Source organism: Kitasatospora cinereorecta, from assembly GCF_024172095.1.
In the GTDB taxonomy this organism is placed as follows: domain Bacteria; phylum Actinomycetota; class Actinomycetes; order Streptomycetales; family Streptomycetaceae; genus Kitasatospora; species Kitasatospora cinereorecta.
This window is the reverse complement of record NZ_JAMZDX010000003.1, coordinates 1,396,035-1,414,428: the sequence shown is the minus strand read 5'-3', so window position 1 is coordinate 1,414,428 and position 18,394 is coordinate 1,396,035. Positions and strand designations below refer to the sequence as shown.

Annotated in this window: 17 protein-coding genes, 1 pseudogene and 1 riboswitch; of the genes and pseudogenes, 8 read left to right on the top strand and 10 right to left on the bottom strand. The window is 73.3% G+C overall.

Annotation, left to right across the window (positions count from 1 at the left end):
- Window positions 1-33: 33 nt before the first annotated feature.
- Complete coding sequence (locus FHR36_RS19795; RefSeq protein ID WP_308199560.1) at window positions 34-1,242, bottom strand: NAD(P)/FAD-dependent oxidoreductase; 1,209 nt, start codon at window positions 1,240-1,242, stop codon at window positions 34-36.
- 71 nt (window positions 1,243-1,313) lie between these two features.
- A riboswitch (TPP riboswitch) is annotated at window positions 1,314-1,426 on the top strand.
- On the opposite strand from FHR36_RS19795, the gene thiO reads away from it, so the two are divergent.
- The 4 genes from thiO (at window position 1,421) to pknB (ending at window position 5,321) form a co-directional block, all read left to right on the top strand.
- Window positions 1,421-2,572 (top strand): glycine oxidase ThiO, encoded by a 1,152-nt coding sequence (gene thiO, locus FHR36_RS19790; RefSeq protein ID WP_253799118.1) that lies wholly within the window; start codon window positions 1,421-1,423, stop codon window positions 2,570-2,572. Its footprint overlaps the riboswitch before it by 6 nt.
- On the top strand, window positions 2,569-2,778 hold the full coding sequence (gene thiS, locus FHR36_RS19785) for a sulfur carrier protein ThiS (protein WP_253799115.1): 210 nt from the start codon (window positions 2,569-2,571) through the stop codon (window positions 2,776-2,778). The genes thiO and thiS overlap by 4 nt, the downstream gene beginning before the upstream one ends.
- Window positions 2,779-2,782: 4 nt before the next feature.
- Window positions 2,783-3,580, top strand: a complete 798-nt coding sequence (locus FHR36_RS19780; protein WP_253799112.1) for a thiazole synthase — start codon at window positions 2,783-2,785, stop codon at window positions 3,578-3,580.
- 22 nt (window positions 3,581-3,602) lie between these two features.
- A complete protein-coding gene (pknB, locus tag FHR36_RS19775; protein WP_253799460.1) occupies window positions 3,603-5,321 on the top strand; it encodes a Stk1 family PASTA domain-containing Ser/Thr kinase in 1,719 nt (572 codons plus the stop codon).
- A 19-nt stretch (window positions 5,322-5,340) separates the two neighbouring features.
- Here the strand turns inward: pknB and FHR36_RS19770 are convergent, their stop codons facing one another.
- Entirely contained in the window at window positions 5,341-5,970 is a 630-nt protein-coding gene (locus FHR36_RS19770) for a sulfite oxidase-like oxidoreductase (protein WP_253799109.1), read from the bottom strand.
- A gap of 193 nt (window positions 5,971-6,163) precedes the next feature.
- Here FHR36_RS19770 and bfr point away from each other — a divergent pair, with 193 nt between their 5' ends.
- Window positions 6,164-6,643, top strand: a complete 480-nt coding sequence (gene bfr / locus FHR36_RS19765) for a bacterioferritin (RefSeq protein WP_253799106.1) — start codon at window positions 6,164-6,166, stop codon at window positions 6,641-6,643.
- Here bfr and FHR36_RS19760 read toward each other — a convergent pair.
- Window positions 6,640-6,885 carry a (2Fe-2S)-binding protein gene (locus FHR36_RS19760; RefSeq protein WP_253799458.1) on the bottom strand — a complete coding sequence of 82 codons (246 nt, stop codon included), beginning with the start codon at window positions 6,883-6,885 and terminating at the stop codon, window positions 6,640-6,642. The genes bfr and FHR36_RS19760 overlap by 4 nt on opposite strands.
- A 117-nt stretch (window positions 6,886-7,002) precedes the next feature.
- Window positions 7,003-8,325, bottom strand: a complete 1,323-nt coding sequence (locus FHR36_RS19755; protein WP_253799456.1) for a class II 3-deoxy-7-phosphoheptulonate synthase — start codon at window positions 8,323-8,325, stop codon at window positions 7,003-7,005.
- Window positions 8,326-8,633: 308 nt separating this feature from the next.
- Between FHR36_RS19755 and FHR36_RS19750 the strand changes: the two genes are divergently transcribed.
- On the top strand, window positions 8,634-10,568 hold the full coding sequence (locus FHR36_RS19750; protein ID WP_253799103.1) for an anthranilate synthase family protein: 1,935 nt from the start codon (window positions 8,634-8,636) through the stop codon (window positions 10,566-10,568).
- Between the two features lie 63 nt (window positions 10,569-10,631).
- On the opposite strand, the gene FHR36_RS19745 is transcribed toward FHR36_RS19750, so the two are convergent.
- The 4 genes from FHR36_RS19745 to FHR36_RS19730 all read right to left on the bottom strand — a co-directional run bounded on the left by FHR36_RS19745 (window position 10,632) and on the right by FHR36_RS19730 (window position 14,811).
- Complete coding sequence (locus tag FHR36_RS19745) at window positions 10,632-12,032, bottom strand: condensation domain-containing protein (protein ID WP_253799100.1); 1,401 nt, start codon at window positions 12,030-12,032, stop codon at window positions 10,632-10,634.
- Between the two features lie 115 nt (window positions 12,033-12,147).
- Complete coding sequence (locus FHR36_RS19740; protein WP_253799097.1) at window positions 12,148-12,813, bottom strand: response regulator; 666 nt, start codon at window positions 12,811-12,813, stop codon at window positions 12,148-12,150.
- Window positions 12,806-13,918 (bottom strand): MacS family sensor histidine kinase, encoded by a 1,113-nt coding sequence (gene macS, locus FHR36_RS19735; RefSeq protein ID WP_253799095.1) that lies wholly within the window; start codon window positions 13,916-13,918, stop codon window positions 12,806-12,808. The genes FHR36_RS19740 and macS overlap by 8 nt, the downstream gene beginning before the upstream one ends.
- A 29-nt stretch (window positions 13,919-13,947) precedes the next feature.
- Window positions 13,948-14,811 carry a lysophospholipid acyltransferase family protein gene (locus FHR36_RS19730; protein WP_253799454.1) on the bottom strand — a complete coding sequence of 288 codons (864 nt, stop codon included), beginning with the start codon at window positions 14,809-14,811 and terminating at the stop codon, window positions 13,948-13,950.
- A 159-nt stretch (window positions 14,812-14,970) separates the two neighbouring features.
- Here FHR36_RS19730 and FHR36_RS19725 point away from each other — a divergent pair.
- Both FHR36_RS19725 and FHR36_RS19720 read left to right on the top strand, forming a co-directional pair.
- Window positions 14,971-15,748 (top strand): annotated as a pseudogene (locus FHR36_RS19725) (alpha/beta hydrolase).
- A gap of 10 nt (window positions 15,749-15,758) precedes the next feature.
- On the top strand, window positions 15,759-16,337 hold the full coding sequence (locus FHR36_RS19720) for a hypothetical protein (protein WP_253799093.1): 579 nt from the start codon (window positions 15,759-15,761) through the stop codon (window positions 16,335-16,337).
- Between the two features lie 56 nt (window positions 16,338-16,393).
- Here FHR36_RS19720 and FHR36_RS19715 read toward each other — a convergent pair whose 3' ends face one another.
- Window positions 16,394-17,575, bottom strand: a complete 1,182-nt coding sequence (locus tag FHR36_RS19715; RefSeq protein ID WP_253799091.1) for a low temperature requirement protein A — start codon at window positions 17,573-17,575, stop codon at window positions 16,394-16,396.
- Window positions 17,572-18,324: an endonuclease/exonuclease/phosphatase family protein gene (locus FHR36_RS19710; protein ID WP_253799452.1), complete on the bottom strand. Its 753-nt coding sequence runs from the start codon at window positions 18,322-18,324 to the stop codon at window positions 17,572-17,574. Before FHR36_RS19710 ends, FHR36_RS19715 begins: the two co-directional genes overlap by 4 nt.
- Between the last annotated feature and the right edge of the window lie 70 nt (window positions 18,325-18,394).

The following is an 18,394-nucleotide window of genomic DNA, read 5'->3' as shown; positions in this document are numbered from 1 at the left end:
GTCCGCGCGCCCCGGCCTCGCCCCCTCCGCCGGTCAGTCCGCGGCGGCGGCCTTCAGCGGGACGGCGGGGTCGGCGGCCCGCGCCGGGTCCAGCCGGGTGGCGCGGTCGATCAGCCGCCGGGCCTGGTTGAGGTCGCGCGGGCGGTCCACGGACAGCGCGGCGACCAGCACGTCGGAGCGCAGCCACAGCACGGTCCAGTCGGCGTCCGCGGGGGTGCCGCGCCACAGCAGCCGGTCGGCGTCGGTGTGCCGCCCGGCGTACTGGACCATGCGTCCGAACTGCTCGGACCAGAAGTACGGCACCGGGTCGTACGGGGCGTCGGAGCCGAGCATGGAGGCGGCGACGGCGCTGCCGGACTGCAGGGCGTGGTCCCAGTGCTGGACGGTCAGCCGGGTGCCGGAGCGGGCGGAGGGGTAGGAGGTGCAGTCGCCGGCGGCCCAGACGCCGGGGAGCGAGGTCCGCAGCCGCTCGTCGACCAGGACGGCGCCGCCGGGGTCGAGGTCGATGCCGCTGCCGGCGAGCCAGCCGGTGGCGGGGCGGGCGCCGATGCCGACGACGACCTCGTCGGCGTCGAGGCGGGTGCCGTCGGCGAGCAGGACGGCGCCGGGTTCGAGGCCCGCGACGGCGGCGCCGCAGCGCAGGACGATCCCGGCGTCGGCGTACCAGGCGGCCATCAGCGCGCCGAGTTCGGCGGGCAGGGCGCCGGGCAGCGGGGCGGGGCCGGCCTCGACCACGGTGACCTCGCAGCCGAGCTGCCGGGCGACGGTGGCGGTCTCGGCGCCGATCCAGCCGGCGCCGACCAGGACGAGGCGCTTGCCGGGGGTGAGCAGGGCGCGCAGGGCGAGGGCGTCGTCGAGGGTGCGCAGCAGGTGGGCGCCCTCGGTGCCGGGCAGGGCGAGCGGCGCGGCGCCGGTGGCGATCACCAGGGCGTCGTACGGCAGCTCGGTGGAGCCGTCGAGCTGCAGCAGACCGGGGCGGAGGCCGACGGCCCGGCGGCCGGGGAGGAGTTCGACGCCGAGGTGGTCCCAGTCGATGTCGAAGGCGGTGGAGTCGGACTTGCCGAGGAGCACGTCCTTGGAGAGCGGCGGCCGGTCGTACGGGCTGTGCGGCTCGTCGCCGACCAGGGTGACGGCGCCCCGCCAGCCGCCCTGACGCAGGCCGAGCGCGGCCTGCGCGCCCGCCATGCCGCCGCCGACCACGACCACCCTGTCCGTACCGTTCAGCTCAGCCACGCGGCCCACCCTATCGAGGGCTGTCCACCCCTCGTACGCGCCTTCGGCCGAGGCGGCACCCGGCGTTATGGTGGGTGCACACCTCACATCACGGGAGCCCGGCGCACCGGGCTGAGAGGCGGGCTGGAGCGGCCTGCGACCGTCCGAACCTGATCCGGGTCATTCCGGCGAAGGGAGCAGAAGAGACTTGGCACGGACCGACACGGACGTCCTGGTGATCGGCGGCGGCATCATCGGCCTCGCGGTCGCCTGGCGGGCCGCGCAGCGCTCGTTGGCGGTGGCGGTGGTCGACCCGGCTCCCGGCGGCGGCGCGGCGCAGGTGGCGGCGGGCATGCTGGCACCGGTGACGGAACTGCAGTACGGCGAGGAGCCCCTGCTGCGCCTGGGCATGGCGTCCAACGAGCGGTACGCCGACTTCGCGGCCGAGCTGACCGCTCTGACCGGGCTGGACACCGGGTACCGGCAGACCGGCACGCTGGCGGTCGCGCTGGACGCCGACGACCGGGAGGAGCTGCGCGAGCTGCACGCCTTCCACCAGCGGCTGGGCCTGGACTCGCAGTGGCTGAGCGGCCGCGAGTGCCGGAAGCTGGAGCCGATGCTGGCCCCCGGCGTCCGGGGCGGCCTGCACGTGACGGACGATCACCAGGTGGACGGGCGGCGGCTCGCCGCGGCGCTGGTGGCGGCGTGCGAGCGCACCGGCGTGACGTTCCACCGGGCCGAGGCGGCCGAACTGCTGGTGACCGACGGCCGGGCGAGCGGCGTCCGGCTGGACGGCGGGGGGACGGTCACGGGCGAGCGGCTGGTGCTGGCCGCCGGGTGCCGCAGCCATCTGCTGCCCGGTCTGCCCGCGGGCGTGCTGCCGGCGATCCGCCCGGTGAAGGGGCAGGTGCTGCGGCTGCACATCCCGCCGCTGTACCGGCCGTTCCTCTCCCGCAACGTCCGGGCGGTGGTGCGCGGTCAGCACATCTACCTGGTCCCGCGCGCGGACGGCGAGCTGGTGATCGGGGCGACCAGCGAGGAGCAGGGGTACGACACCACGGTGACCGCCGGCGGGGTCTGGGAACTGCTCCGGGACGCCCACGAACTCGTGCCCGGCATCACCGAGTTGCCGCTCGCCGAGACCAACGCGGGCCTGCGGCCCGGCTCCCCCGACAACGCTCCGCTGCTCGGCCCGACCGCCCTGCCCGGGCTGGTGGCCGCCACCGGGCACTACCGCAACGGCGTGCTGCTCACCCCGGTGACCGGCGACCTGCTGGCCGAGTACCTGGCCACCGGTGCGCTGCCGGACCTGGCCGCCGCCTTCTCCCCCGACCGCTTCACCACCAAGGTCTCCGCATGAACCAGATCTCCCTCACCGTCAACGGCGAGCCGCGCGAGCTGCCCGCCGCCACCACGCTCGCCGACGTGGTCGCCGCACTGAGCCGGGCCACCGGCGGGGTGGCCGCCGCCCTCAACGAGGCCGTGGTGCCGCGCGGTTCGTGGCAGACCACCGCGCTCGCCGACGGCGACCGGGTCGAGATCCTCACCGCCGTCCAGGGAGGCTGAACCGATGGCCGACGACCTCTTCACCATCGCCGACACCACCTTCACCTCGCGGCTGATCATGGGCACCGGCGGCGCCCCCAGCCTGGATGTGCTGGAGCAGGCCCTGCGGCTGTCCGGCACGGAGCTGACCACGGTGGCGATGCGCCGGGTGAACGCCACGACCCAGGGCTCGGTCCTGGACGTGCTCACCCGCAACGGCATCCGGGTGCTGCCCAACACCGCCGGCTGCTTCACCGCCGGCGAGGCGGTGCTCACCGCCCGGCTGGCCCGCGAGGCGCTGGGCACCGACTGGGTCAAGCTGGAGGTGATCGCCGACGAGCGCACCCTGCTGCCGGACCCGATCGAGCTGCTGGACGCCGCCGAGACCCTGGTCGACGACGGCTTCGTGGTCCTCCCGTACACCAACGACGACCCGGTGCTGGCCCGGAAGCTGGAGGACGTCGGCTGCGCGGCGATCATGCCGCTGGGCTCGCCGATCGGCTCCGGCCTGGGCATCCGCAACCCGCACAACTTCCAGCTGATCGTGGAGAGTGCGGGCGTCCCGGTGATCCTGGACGCCGGCGCCGGGACCGCCTCCGACGTCGCCCTGGCGATGGAACTCGGCTGCTCCGCCGTGATGCTGGCGTCCGCCGTGACCCGCGCCCAGGACCCGGTGCTGATGGCCGACGCGATGCGCCGCGCGGTCGAGGCCGGCCGGCTCGCCCACCGGGCCGGCCGGATCCCCCGCCGCTTCCACGCGGAGGCCTCCTCCACCATGGCGGGCCGCGCCGCCCTCGACACCCGCGAACACCCGGCCTTCTGAGCCCTACACTCCTCGGGTGGACATGACGCTGGACGACCCGCTGATCGGTGCCCTGCTGGACGGGCGGTACCGGGTGGAGCAGCGCATTGCCGTGGGCGGCATGTCCACCGTCTACCGGGGCACCGACACCCGGCTGGACCGGGTGGTGGCACTGAAGGTGATGCACCCTTCACTGGCCGGCGACCCGGGCTTCACCGAGCGGTTCATCCGGGAGGCCAAGGCGGTGGCCCGCCTCGCCCACCCGAACGTGGTCAACGTGCTCGACCAGGGCGCGGACGGCCGCGCGGTCTTCATGGCGATGGAGTTCGTGCCCGGCCGGACGCTGCGCGAGGTGCTCCGCGACCGCGGCGCGCTCTCGGTGCGGGCGGCGCTGGACATCCTGGAGCCGGTGCTGGCCGCGCTGGGCGCCGCCCACCGGGCGGGCCTGGTGCACCGGGACGTGAAGCCGGAGAACGTGCTGATCACCGACGGCGGCATGGTGAAGGTCGCCGACTTCGGCCTGGTCCGGGTGCTCTCCGCCGCCGACACCGGGGTGACCACCAGCACCGGCCCGCTGCTGGGCACCGTCTCCTACCTGGCGCCGGAGCAGATCAGCCGGGACGCCGCCACCGACCAGCGGGTGGACGTCTACGCGGCCGGCATCCTGCTGTACGAGATGCTGACCGGCGCCAAGCCGCACACCGGGGAGAACCCGGCGCAGGTGATGTACCGGCACCTGCACGAGGACGTCCCGCCGCCGTCGGCGACCGCGCCCGCGGTCGGCCCGGAGCTGGACGCGATAGTGGCCGCGGCGACCGCCCGGGACCCGCAGGCCCGGCCGTGGGACGCGGTCGAGCTGCTGGCCGCCCTGCAGCGGGCCCGCCGCTCGCTCACCCCGGACCGGCTGGACGCCGAGCCGCCCGCCTCCACCCGGCCGACCCCGCAGTACGGGACCGGCGAGGTCACCGCGGTGGTCGAGCGCCCGCTGGACCGCACCAGCGTGCTGGACATCCCGCCGGACCTGCTGCCGCCGACCCGCCCGGTGCAGGACCCGCCGCCGCCCCGGCGCGCCCGCCGCCCTCGCTCGCGCAAGCCGCTGATCTGGGGATCGGTGGTGGCCGTCCTGCTGCTGCTGATCGGCGGGGCCACCTACGCGCTGTCCAGCGCGGTGTACACCACGGTGCCGAGCGTGCTGGGCCAGACCCAGGCGCAGGCGGTGACCACCCTCGACAAGCACGGGCTGCGCGGCGCCTTCAGCCAGCAGTTCAGCGAGTCGGTGCCGCCCGGGCAGGCGATCTCCAGCGACCCCGGGGTGGGCGCACGGATCCGCAAGAGCGACCCGGTGCGCGTCGTGCTCTCCCGCGGTCCGGAGCGGGTCGGGGTGCCGGCGCTGGCCGGCCGCACCCTGGACGACGCCCGCAAGGCGCTCACCGATGCCCGGCTGACCCCGGGGTCGACCAGCGAGGACTTCAGTGACACCGTCCCCAAGGGCTCGGTGATCTCCACCTCCCCGGCGCCGGGCACCCCGGTCAGCCCGACCACCGCCGTCGCGCTGGTGGTCAGCAAGGGCATGACCCCGGTGCCGGACGTGGTGGGGCTGGGCAAGGACGAGGCGGCCAAGGCGCTCACCGACGCCGGCTTCAAGGTGCAGACCGGCGGGCTCAACCTGTTCGGCACCGGCAAGGTCGTCGGCCAGGCCCCGGCGGCCGGTCAGCCGCGCCCGCAGGGCACGGTCGTCACCATCACCTTCAGCCTGTTCTAGCCACTCGTACCGGGCGCGATCAGCGCAGCGGCCCGTCGCCGGGCTCCTCCTGGTACGAGTAGCGCTGCTCCGACCACGGGTCGGCCAGGTTGTGGTAGCCGCGCTCCTCCCAGAAGCCGCGCCGGTCGGCCCGCATGTACTCGACCGCGCGGACCCACTTGGGGCCCTTCCAGGCGTACAGGTGCGGCACCACCAGGCGGACCGGGAAGCCGTGCTCCAGGGTGAGCGGCTCGCCGTTGCGGTGGGTGGCGAAGACCGTGGACGGGTCGGCGAAGTCGGCCAGCCGCAGATTGGCGCTGTACCCGTACTCGGCCCAGACCATCACGTGGGTGACCCCGGGGTCCGGCGGCACCAGGTCGAGGACGGTCTTGGCGGCCACCCCGCCCCACTCGTTGCCGAGCATCGAGAACTTGGTCACGCAGTGGAAGTCGCCGCGGACGGTGACCCGCGGCAGGGCGCGGAAGGCCGGGAAGTCCCAGACGGTCTTCTCCGCCGAGGCGGTCGCCCCGAACACCTGGAAGTCCCAGCTCTGCGGCTTGAAGCGGGGCACCGGACCGTAGTGCAGCACCGGCCAGCCGCGCTGCGGCCGCTGCCCGGGAGGGAGCCTCGGGTCAGACGGCTGAGGCTGTTCGCGATCGTGCTGACCCATGGCTCCATGGTGACAGACGGCGGGCACTGCGCAGCGCGCGCCCCTCGTTCGCCCCCGAAGCCCCCGACAAGGCGCCAATCGGACAATCAGCCACACATGCGGGTAAGTGTGAACTTACTGGAAGTACCGCCCCGACCGGTGCAACGATTCGCTCAAGCGACGTATCCGGATCCAGCGGGCAGGAAGGCGCACCATGAAGGGCGACCCCGAGGTCATCGAGTTCCTCAACGAGCAGCTGACGGCCGAGCTCACGGCCATCAACCAGTACTTCCTGCACGCCAAGATGCAGGAGAACTACGGCTGGACCAAGCTCGCCAAGTACACCCGGCACGAGTCCTTCGACGAGATGAAGCACGCCGAGACGCTGACCGACCGGATCCTCTTCCTCGACGGCCTGCCCAACTACCAGCGGCTCTTCCACGTCCGGATCGGCCAGACGGTCAAGGAGATGTTCGAGGCCGACCGCCAGATCGAGGTCGAGGCGATCGACCGGCTGCGCCGCGGCATCGTGGTGATGCGCGCCAAGAACGACGTCACCTCGGCCAACATCTTCGAAGCCATCCTGGCCGACGAGGAACACCACATCGACTACCTGGACACCCAGCTGGAACTGCTGGAGAAGCTCGGCGAGGCGCTCTACCTGGCGCAGCTGATCGAGCAGCCGGAGGGCTAGGCCGCCTTCGGAACGTCCGTCTCGGTCTCCGGCTCAGCCAGCCCGAGTTTGGCGGCCAGCCGAGCCGTGGGACAAGGGCGGGCGCCGTGCTCCCCCAGCAGTGCCTGGATCCGCCGCACGCACGATCCGCAGTCGGTGCCGGCCTTGCAGCCCTTGGCTATCTGGCGCGGCGTGACGGCCCCGCCGTCGATCTCGCGCTTGACCTGGTCCTCGGTGACCGCATGGCACATGCAGACGAACATCGCGGCCACTCCCGGGGTCGTGCGGTTTACTGAGCCTTACCTTACCGGCCGACCCGGGCAACACAAAGGCCCCTCCGCCATCGGACGGAGGGGCCTTCGTCACACCCGTATGGCACTTCAGTGGCCGCGGTACATCTCCGCCACCAGGAACGCCAGGTCCAGCGACTGGCTGCGGTTGAGCCGCGGGTCGCAGGCCGTCTCGTAGCGCTGGTGCAGATCGTCGACCAGCACCTCGTCGCCGCCGCCGACGCACTCGGTGACGTCGTCGCCGGTCAGCTCCACGTGGATGCCGCCCGGGTGGGTGCCGAGCGCGCGGTGCACCTCGAAGAAGCCCTTGACCTCGTCGAGCACGTCGTCGAAGTTGCGGGTCTTGTGCCCGGACGCGGCCTCGAAGGTGTTGCCGTGCATCGGGTCGCAGATCCACACGACCTGGGCGCCGGAGGCGGTGACCTTCTCCACCAGGGTGGGCAGGTGGTCACGGATCTTGCCCGCGCCCATCCGGGTGATGAAGGTGAGCCGGCCGGGGTCGCGGTCGGGGTCGAGCCGGTCGATCAGGGTGAGCGCCTCGTCGACCGTGGTGGTCGGGCCGAGCTTCACCCCGATGGGGTTGCGGATCTTCGACGCGAACTCGATGTGCGCGTGGTCCAGCTGCCTGGTCCGCTCGCCGATCCAGACCATGTGGCCGGAGACGTCGTACAGGTCGCCGGTGCGCGAGTCCACGCGGGTCAGCGCGGTCTCGTAGTCCAGGATCAGCGCCTCGTGCGAGGAGTAGAACTCGACGGTCTTGAACTCCTCCGGGGCCACCCCGCAGGCGTTCATGAAGGCCAGCGCCTGGTCGATCTCGCGGGCGAGCTGCTCGTAGCGCTGGCCGGCCGGCGAGTTGCGCACGAAGTCCTGGTTCCAGGCGTGCACCTGGCGCAGGTCGGCGTAGCCACCGGTGGTGAAGGCGCGCACCAGGTTGAGCGTCGCGGAGGAGGCGTTGTACATCCGCTTCAGGCGCTCCGGGTCCGGGATCCGGGACTCCGGGGTGAACTCGAAGCCGTTCACCGAGTCGCCGCGGTACACCGGAAGCGTCACGCCGTCCCGGGTCTCGGTCGACTTGGAGCGCGGCTTGGAGTACTGCCCGGCGATCCGGCCCACCTTGACCACCGGCACCGAGGCGGCGTACGTCAGCACGGCCGCCATCTGGAGCAGGGTCTTGAGCTTGTTGCGGATCTGGTCGGCCGAGACGGCGTCGAAGGCCTCGGCGCAGTCGCCGCCCTGGAGCAGGAAGGCCTCACCCCGGGCCACGGCGCCGAGCCGGGCGCGCAGCTGGTCGCACTCGCCGGCGAAGACGAGGGGCGGATACGAGGCGAGGTCCGCAAGGGTCTTGCGCAGAGCCTCTTGGTCCGGCCATTCAGGCTGCTGCGCCGCGGGCAGGGACTGCCAGGAGTGGTTCATCACGGTCACAGGCTCCAGGCTACGGGGTGTGACAACCGAATTGCGGCAGCCGCTCGGTGGGTGAGACGGCCCGTGGACATTCGGGGTGATCGGCGTCACCGGGCCGGGGCATGGGCTATGGTCGTTCTCGTGAACGCGCCGCACACCTTCTCCTGGTGGTGGGCCAGCCCGATGGGTGGCCCACGGAACGCGCGTCCCTAGACGACACGACCGGCCGCCCCTCGGGGCGGCCGTCGGCGTATCGAGAGCAAGACGGCCCTCCCGGAAGCGGTATCCCGCAGCTCCTCCCGGAAGGACATCCAGCAGCCGTGACCAGCTCCGCCGCCGCCCTGCTCGCGCGTCTCAGCGCCCCCGGCGCCCCCGCCTTCGCCCTGCTGCACCGCCGCGCCCCCCGGCTCGCGCCGGACACCGTCGAGGTGCTGATCGGCGAGGTGGCCACCCACGCGTCGCTGGCGGACCTGCCGGTGCGCTCCGGCGTCCCCGCCGACGGTCCCCGGCACGACCTGCTCGCCCTGGTCCCGTACGCGCAGATCCGCGAGCGCGGTTTCGACGCCCACCAGGACGGCACCCCGCTCCAGGCCCTGCGGGTCGAGGAGCAGTACGCGCTGCCGCTGGCCGAGGTGCTGGCCGCGCTGCCCCTAGCCCCGGTCGAGCTGAGCGGCGGCGCCTTCGACATCACCGACGAGGAGTACGCCGGGATCGTCCGCCGGGTGATCGAGGACGAGATCGGCCGCGGCGAGGGCGCCAACTTCGTCATCCGCCGGGACTTCCGGGCCACCCTCGACGGGTTCTCCTCCGCCACCGCGCTCTCGCTCTTCCGGCGCCTGCTCGACCAGGAGCGCGGCGCGTACTGGACCTTCCTGGTGCACACCGGGGAGCGGGTGCTGGTCGGCGCGTCGCCGGAGGTGCACGTCCGCCAGTCCGGCGGGACGGTGGTGATGAACCCGATCTCCGGCACCTACCGCTATCCGGCCGGCGGCCCCACCGTCGACTCGCTGCTCGACTTCCTGCACGACCCCAAGGAGCTGGAGGAGCTCACCATGGTGGTCGACGAGGAGCTCAAGATGATGTGCACCGTCGGCGACCTCGGCGGCCAGGTGCTCGGCCCGCGACTGAAGGAGATGGCTCACCTCGCGCACACCGAGTACGAGCTGCGCGGCCGCACCTCGCTGGACGTGCGGGACGTGCTGCGCGAGACGATGTTCGCCGCCACCGTCACCGGCAGCCCGGTGCAGAACGCCACCCGGGTGATCCGCCGCTACGAGCGCACCGGCCGCGGCTACTACTCCGGCGCGCTCGCCCTGATCGGCCGCTCCGCCAGCGGCGGCCAGCAGCTGGACTCCCCGATCTGCATCCGGGCCGCCGACATCGACCCCGCCACCGGCGACCTGGTGGTCCGGGTCGGCGCCACCCTGGTCCGCCACTCCGACCCGCACTCCGAGGTCGCCGAGACCCACGCCAAGGCCGCCGGTGTGCTCGCCGCGATCGGCGCCCGCCCCGCCCCCGCCGCCCGGACCGCGCGCGAGGGCGGCCCGCGGCTGGCCGACGACCACCGCGTCCAGGCCGCCCTGGACGCCCGCCGCGCCAACCTCGCCCCGTTCTGGCTGCGGATGCAGCAGCCGGCGACGGCCGTGGACGGCCTGGACACCCTGGTGGTGGACGGCGAGGACACCTTCACCTCGATGCTGGCCCACTTGCTGACCTCGCTCGGCCACCGGGTGACGGTGGAGCGCTTCGACGCCCCCGGGCTTCGCGAGCGGGTCGCCGCCCACACCGGCCCGCTGGTCCTCGGCCCCGGCCCCGGCGACCCGGCCGACCCGGCGGACGCCAAGATGGCCGTCCTGCGGCCGATCGTCGCCGACGCGCTGGCGGCCGTCCGCTCCGGCTCCCGGACCGCCCCGCTGCTCGCCGTCTGCCTCAGCCACCAGCTGGTCTCGGCCGAGCTCGGCCTGCCGCTGGCCCGCAAGGCGGTCCCGTACCAGGGCGCCCAGGAGACCGTCGACCTGTTCGGCACCCGGCGGACGGTCGGCTTCTACAACACCTTCACCGCCCGCTGCGACGACGACGCCGCCGCCCGGCTCACCGCCGACGGCGTCGAGGTCGCCCGCGACGCGCTGACCGGGGACGTCCACGCGCTGCGCGGACCCGGCTTCGCGACGCTCCAGTTCCACCCCGAGTCCGTACTCACCCGCGAGGGCGTGCAGATCGTGGCCGAGCTGCTGCGCTCCCCCGTCCGCAACTGACCGCCCGGCCGGGCGCGCGGCTGGGTCCGTCGCGCGCCCGGCCGGCGGGTCAGGCCGGCCGGGTCAGACCGACGCGCTCCGCAGGAAGTCCTCCATGGTCCGCCCCAGCCGGCCGACCAGCCCGGCCTTGGTCCGCCGGGCCTCGGGGGTGTCGACGTAGATGGAGTTCACGTGCAGCCCGCTGTCGTTGCGGTACAGCCAGAAGAGGATGCCGTTGCAGCGTGACACCCACACGTGCATCCGCGGCTGCCACTCCTCGTGGTGGGCCGCCCCCGGCGTCCGGCGGAAGTCGAGGTAGGAGAAGAAGTTCACCGCGTACGGCCAGTAGCGGATGGTCGAGTACTCCACCGGGGCCAGCAGTCGCCAGGCCTTCACGAAGTGCACGTCGACGTGGGCCTGCACGGTCGCGTACGCCCGGCCGACGTCGGCAAGCAGCTCGGCGAAGCCGGTGCCCCGGGCCACCGGGAACTCGATCGGCATGGTGTTGATGAACCAGCCCATGGCCTCGGCGTACGGGCCGCGGCCGCGTTCGTTGATCGGCATCAGCCCGCGGTACACCTCCGGCCCGCCCTCGTCCCGGAGCGCGACCGCGACGGCGGCCAGCAGGCCCATGAACAGCCGCCCACCGGCGGCCCGACAGGCCGCGTCCAGCTCCTCCACCTGCCGGTCGGTCAGCAGCACCTCGGTCTCGTTGACCGGCGGGTGCAGACCGCCGGAGCCGACCCCCAGCTCCAACGGGAAGCGCGGGAAGAAGCTGCCGCTGCGGTCGATGAACTCCCGCCAGTGGTCCAGCCGTTCGTCGTCGGCGTGCATCGCCCGGTTCCGCCGGCGCTGCTCGCGGCTGAACTCCAGGTAGCTGCCGGTGTCCGGCAGTTCGGGCTCCCGGCCGGCGCGGAACGCCTCGTAGGCCGTGGCGATGTCGTTGATCGCGATCGGCGTGGAGAGGCCGTCGGTGACCAGGTGGTCGCAGGAGAAGAAGACCGTGGTCGACTCCGCCCGCACCACGGCGCCCATCACGATCAGCGGCCAGGACAGGGTGTCCACCCGGGTGAACGTCTCGTGCAGGTGGGCCCGGACCTCGCTCTCGGTCCCGAGCCGCCCCACCTCGACCCGCTTGAGCGCCAGCTCGTCCGGTTCGAGGACGTCGCAGGAGAGGTCGCCGACCAGCGGGCGGTAGACGGCCCGCAGCACCTCGTGCCGTCGCACCAGGTGCAGCAGCGCGGCCTCCAGCGCGTCCAGGTCGACCGGGCCGGGCAGCTCGAACGTCCCGGCGACGTAGGAGGAGATCGGGTCGTTCACGCTCTGGGCGTGCTGGGCGACCGTGAAGTGCTTGGCCTGGTTGTAGCCCGCGATCCGGCGCGTCGGCCCCCCGCCCGGGGAGCTGCGCATGCCCGGGGAGACCAGATTCCACTCGTAGACGTCACCCGGGTCGATCCGGACGTCCTCGATGGCCACCTGAAGCATTGCCGTCCCTTCACCGCTACCGACTTGTCACCTCGACAGATGGGTCCAACGAGGTGACGTTTCATCGGATACGGGCCCGGCGGCCGCCGACCGGCACGGGCGGCCCCGGGCGGTGTCAGCCCAGGTCTTCGTCGAGCCCCTGCTCGATCGCGTACCGCACCAGTTCGACCCGGTTGTGCAGTTGCAGCTTGCCCAGCGTGTTCTGGACGTGGTTCTGCACCGTCCGGTGCGAGAGCACCAGCCGGTCCGCGATCTGGCGGTACGACAAGCCCTTGGCGACCAGCCGCAGCACCTCGGTCTCCCGCGGGGTGAGCTGCGGCGCCACGGGGGCGGCGGGGGTGGCCGGCTCGGTGGCCAGCCGGCGGAACTCGCCGAGGACCAGCCCGGCCAGGCCCGGGGTGAAGACCGGGTCGCCGACGGCGGTGCGGCGGACGGCGTCGATCAGCTCCTCGCGGCCGGCCGACTTGACCAGGTAGCCGGTGGCACCGGACTTCACGGCCTCCAGCACGTCCGCGTGCTCCCCGCTCGCGGACAGCACCAGCACCCGCACGGTCGGGTCGGCCGTGACGATCCGCCGGCAGGCGTCCACGCCGGGCAGCACGGGCAGGTTGAGGTCGAGCACCACGACCTGCGGGGTCGAGGCGTTGGCCCGGCGGACCGCCTCCTCGCCGTCCCCCGCGGTGGCCACCACGGCGAAGCCGGCCTCGGCGAGGTCGCGGGAGACGCCCTCGCGCCACATCGGGTGGTCGTCGACCACCATCACCCGCACCTGCTCAGTCATGGGATCCCTTCCTGGGGCGGGGGACGCGCAGTTCCACCTCGGCGCCCTCGCCGGGCACCGAGTACAGCTCGGCGGTTCCGCCGAGGTCGAGCAGCCGGCCGCGGATCGACTGGGAGACGCCGAGCCGCCCGTCCTGTTCCGCCTCGGCGAGGCGGCCGGCCGGGAAGCCCGGGCCGTCGTCGCGGATCGAGACGGTGACGGCGTCCGGCTCGTCCTCGATGAGGATCCAGGCGCGGGCGCCGTCCCCGGCGTGCCGGCGGACGTTGTCGAGGGCCGCTGCCACCGCCGCCGCCAGTTCGCCGGCCGCCCCGGCGGGCAGCAGGACCGGCGTCGCGGGGGCGGAGACGGTGACCCGCTCGTCGGCGTGCGGGGTGACCAGCCGGCGCAGGTCGGTCGGCCCGTCGGGCCGCTCCGGGAGGGGTCCGCCGGCCATCAGGGCGCGCAGCGCACGCTCCTGCTCGCCAGCCAGCCGGCCGAGTTCGGCGGCGTCGCCCTCCTGCCGGTGGACCAGGGCGAGGACCTGCAGCACCCCGTCGTGGATGTCCCGGGAGAGCCGCTCGCGCTCCCGGGTGGCGGCCTCCACCTGGAGCGCCCGGGTGAGCACCGCCTCGCTGGCGCGGGCGAGTTCGATGACGTGGCCGATGGCTCCGCCGGCCACCAGCAGCAGCACGATGTTGTGGATGTTGTCGGGGGTGATGCCGCCGTGCCCGAAGATGTTGGCCGCGCCGACCACCGCCCCCGCGAACACCGCCGGCTTCCAGCCGCCCTTGCCGGCGAAGCCGAGGACGCTGCCCGCGGCCCAGATCGTCGGCAGGGTCGGCACGCCGGCGTGCACCCGCGCCGGGTCGTCGATGATCCCGCTCATCACGATGCCGAAGACGGCGAAGGTCAGGTCGACGCCGAGCACCGGCCAGGTGCACCGCTCGGGGTCGGCGAAGGCCCGGGTGGTGGCCAGCGTCCAGATCACCAGCGCGCCGAAGTAGATCCAGCCGGACACCGGGTGGTCGAACTGCAGGTAGGAGTTGAAGTAGCGGAGCAGCGCGTACGCCAGGGCGAGCAGCCGGAAGTAGGAGATCGCGCGCCAGAGCGGCATCTCGACCGACATCGCTGCTCCCCCCGTCGTCCGGCCCGCCGCTACCGGTCGGTGCCCTTCCCGTCCTGCTCGTCGGCGGACTTCTCCGCAGCGGCCTTGTCCTCGGCGGCCTTCTCCTCGGCAGCCTGCTGTTCCGCGGCCTTCTGCTCCGCCGCCTGCTGCTCGGCCGCGGCCTTCTCGGCCGCCTTCTCCGCCTTGTGCTGGGCCTTGCGCTCGGCGTCGGCGCGCTTCTTGTCCTCGGTGAGCTGGCGCTTGGCGGCGGTCGCGTAGATGTCGACGTACTCCTGGCCGGACAGCCGCATGATCTCGTACATCACCTCGTCGGTGACCGAGCGGAGGATGAAGCGGTCGTTCTCCATGCCCTGGTAGCGGGAGAAGTCCAGCGGGCGGCCGATCCGGATGCCGGGGCGGATGCCGAAGTTGGGGACCACCTGGCCGGGCGGCTGCACCTTCTCGGTGTCGATCATCGCGATCGGGATGACCGGCGCGCCGGTGGCCAGCGCGACGCGGGCCAGACCGCCGACCTTGCCGCGGTAGAGCTTGCCGTCGGGCGAGCGGGTGCCCTCGGGGTACACGCCGAACAGCTCGCCGCGCTCGATCACCGCGATGCCGCTGCGGATCGCCGCCTCGCCCGCGCCGCGGGCGCCGGAGCGGTCCACCGGCAGCTGGCCGACGCCCTTGAAGAAGGCCGCGGTCAGCCGGCCCTTGAGGCCGGGGGTGGTGAAGTACTCGGCCTTCGCGATGAAGGTGACCCGGCGCTTGAGCAGCGCGGGGAGGAAGAAGGAGTCCGAGAAGGAGAGGTGGTTGCTGGCGAGGATCGCCGGCCCCTCGTCGGGGATGTTCTCCTCACCCTCCATCCAGGGCCGGAAGAAGATCCGAAGCAGCGGTGCGACGATCATCTTCATCAGTCGGTAGAACAACCCGGGCCTCCTGTTATGCGACCGGTCGATCCTAATGCCAGCACCACCCGGCCTGCGCACCGGCGGGGCCGCGAACCCTGTACGGACCACCTGGCCCGTGGGACGATTCAGCTCCCCTCCCGTCCGAGCCGAGGAGCTTCGCCGATGCCGCTGCTGCCGGGTGCCGAGCCGTACCGCCGTCGGGGCGGGCCGGTCGGAGTGCTGCTGGTCCACGGATTCACCGGATCACCGCAGTCCATGCGCCCCTGGGCGGAGCATCTGGCGGACGCCGGGCTGACGGTGTCGGTGCCGCGGCTGCCCGGCCACGGCACCCGCTGGCAGGACCTCCAGCTCACCCGCTGGGAGGACTGGTACGCGGAGGCCGAGCGGGCACTGCTGGAGCTGGCGGCCGAGTGCGAGAAGGTCTTCGTCTTCGCGCTGTCGATGGGCGGTTCGCTGGCGCTGCGACTGGCCGCCGAGCACGGCGACCTGGTCGCCGGACTGGCACTCGTCAACCCGTCCGTCCGCTCGGACAACCCCGCGAGTGTGCTCTTGCCGGTGCTGCGCCACCTCGTTCCGAGCCTGCCGGGGATCGCCAACGACATCGCGAAGCCGGGCTCGGTCGAGCTCGGCTACGACCGGGTGCCGCTGCACGCCGCCTGGTCGCTGAGCCGGCTGTGGAAGACCGTCCAGGCGGGAATGGGGAAGGTCGTCCAACCCGTTCTGCTGTTGCACAGCCCGCAGGACCACGTGGTCTCGGCGGGCAACTCGGCACTGGTGCTCGCCCGGATCCTCGACCGATGTGACGGAGCTGCTCCTGGAGCGCAGCTACCACGTGGCCACGCTGGACCACGACGCCGGTCTGATCTTCGAGGCGAGCCTCGACTTCGTCCGGCGGCTCGCCCCGGCGGCCGCGGTCGATGCCGAGAACCACTCGGGCTGAAGGGCCGGCTTTGAACGACACCAGCAGGGCGGGCGGCGACGAGGAGCTGCCCCGGGACGACACCGCGAGCCGCGAGCCGGACGGCGACGCCGAGGCGCCGGTGCGGCGTCCGGCCGCCGGCAGCCAGGCGGAGCAGGACGCGATCTTCGCGGCGCTGGTCGCCCAGTTCGACGACCCGGTCGACCTCACCGACCCCGAGTGGCCGGAGATCGAGAACGTCCGCGCCCAGGACGAGCGCACCCGGCCCGCGGTCGACTCCGACCTCGCCGACTTCGCGCCCAAGCCGCGGCCGCGACTCTCCGGCCCGCGCGACTTCGAGGCCGCCGAGGACCCGGACGAGGGCCACTTCGTCCCGCCGGAGCCGCCGCCGCTTCCGCCCGCCGACACCACCGCCAAGTTCGCCTGGCTGGCCGTGCTCGGCGGCCCGGCGCTGCTGCTGTTCGACGCCCTGGTCTGGCGCGAGGTCTCCGGCTGGCCGGCCTGGGTCGGCGTCACCGCCTTCCTCGGCGGCTTCGCCACCCTGGTCGCCCGGATGCGGGGCAACGACGAGGACGAGCCGCACGACCCGGACGACGGCGCGGTGGTCTGAGCTCGCTGGTTCATTGCCTCCCCGTCAGGCAGACCCTCCGTCAGGCAGACTCTCCGTCAGGGCAGCGAGTGCAGGCCCCGGCGGATGCGGTACTTGGCGAGCTTGGCCATCGCCAGCACGACGGCGGCGGCGACACCCACCGCCGCCCAGGCGGGCAGCCACACACTGGCCGGGACCAGGCCGACGATGACGAACAGCAGGCAGGGCCCGTACCAGCCGAACACCGACCGCACCGGGTCGCCGTAGCGCAGCGCGATCGCGGCGTTGGCGGTGTAGAAGGCGAGGACACCGCCGCACAGCGCCCAGCGGGCACCCGGCGGCAGGTGGTGGACGGGCTCGGCGACGGCGGTGCCGAGGGCGCCGGAGAGCACGGTGATGCCGGCGATCAGGACGAACGGCAGGTACATCACGGTGTCCCGGATCGCCCGGTTGGCCCGGCCGGCCTGGGCCCGGTCCAGGCCCCGGGCGGCGGCGGTGGTGCCCCAGAGGAAGAACACCATGGCCAGTTCGGCGACCACCACGAAGCCGAGCAGGGCGGCCAGCGCGGAGGCCCGGACGAAGTGCCCGGCGAGGGTGGCGACCACGGTGAAGACGCTCTCGCCGAGCACGATCACCACGAACAGGCTGATCCGCTCCACCAGGTGTTCCGCCGACAGCTGTTCGTACAGCACCGCCGACGGGTCGCTGGTGATCGCCAGCAGGGCGACCTCCAGCGCCATCGCCGCTCCCCACAGGACGAACCGCCCCGGCCCGGGGACGACCGCCGAGACCGCCCAGAGCAGCGCCGGCACCAGCCCGTACAGCAGCGGACGCCACTGCGGCAGCACCTCGTCCGGGCGCCGGACCTGGCCCCACCAGATGACGAAGAAGACCAGCCGGACCCAGGCGGCGCCGAGCGCGTAGGCCCACGCCCGGTTGCCGAGGCCGTCCGGTGCGGCGGCGGCCATCAGGCCGAGGCCGGGCATCGCGCCGAGCAGCATGGCCTGGATCCGGGGCACCCCCGAGCCGAGCACGTTGACCGTGACCATCAGGTTGGCCCACGCCCACCACGCCGGGAAGAACAGCACCAGGAACGTGCCGAAGTCGGCGGCCGACGGGTTGCCGTGCAGCCCCTGGGCGAGGACGGCGACCGTCACCACGAACACCAGGTCGAAGAAGAGCTCGAACCAGCCCGCCCGGTGCTCCTCCGACTCCGCCTCCGACGGGACCTGCGCCGCCGGGGCCGGTTCGCCGCTCATCCGGCGGGCACCCGCAGCACGGCGAGGACGGGCAGGTGGTCGGTGGCGGCCCGCAGGTCGGCGGGCTCCACCCCGGGCAGCCCGTGCGGCACCCCGCAGGCGAGCACGTCGATGCCGGGGCTGGCGAAGACCGCGTCGATCCGCTGGTACGGGTTGTCCGGCACGGAGGTGTAGGTGCCGCCCCAGGGCGCGGTGGCGTGGCCGTCCTGGAAGGCGCGGGCCAGCCTCCGCCAGCCGGCGCCGTCCGGGTGCTCGTTGAAGTCCCCTGCGATCACGCCATGTTCGCCGGCACGCAACTGCTGCGGCAGCAGCGCGAACTGGCGCAGCCGCTCGTCGGGGTCGAGGCTCAGGTGGCAGCTGGTCACCGAGAACGGCGCCGCGTCGCCGATCCGCACCAGCGCACCGGCGAAGCCGCGGGCGTGCAGGCCGCGGGTCTTGGGCAGCAGCCGGTCGCGCACCTCGAGGACGGTGACGCCCAGTCGGCCGAGCAGCAGCGGACCGGCGGCGACCCGCCCGCCACCGGCCAGGATCACCGTGCCGGTCTCGCCGGCGAGCCACGCCGCCTGCTTGAACGGCCGCCAGTAGCGCGGCGATTCCTGCACGCAGACCAGGTCCGGCTCGCAGGCCCGGACCACCCGGACCAGGGCGTCCCGGTCGTCGCGCAGCGATCGGACGTTGTAGCTGAGCACCCGCACCCGCCGGGCACCGTCCGGCTCCGCGCCGGAAGAAGGCAGCGTCACGGGGACGATGCTAGGCGCTGTTCGGCGACGAGGGTTGGAGCCACGGGCGTTCGGACATGTCGAGGCGCGGGGAGCGCGC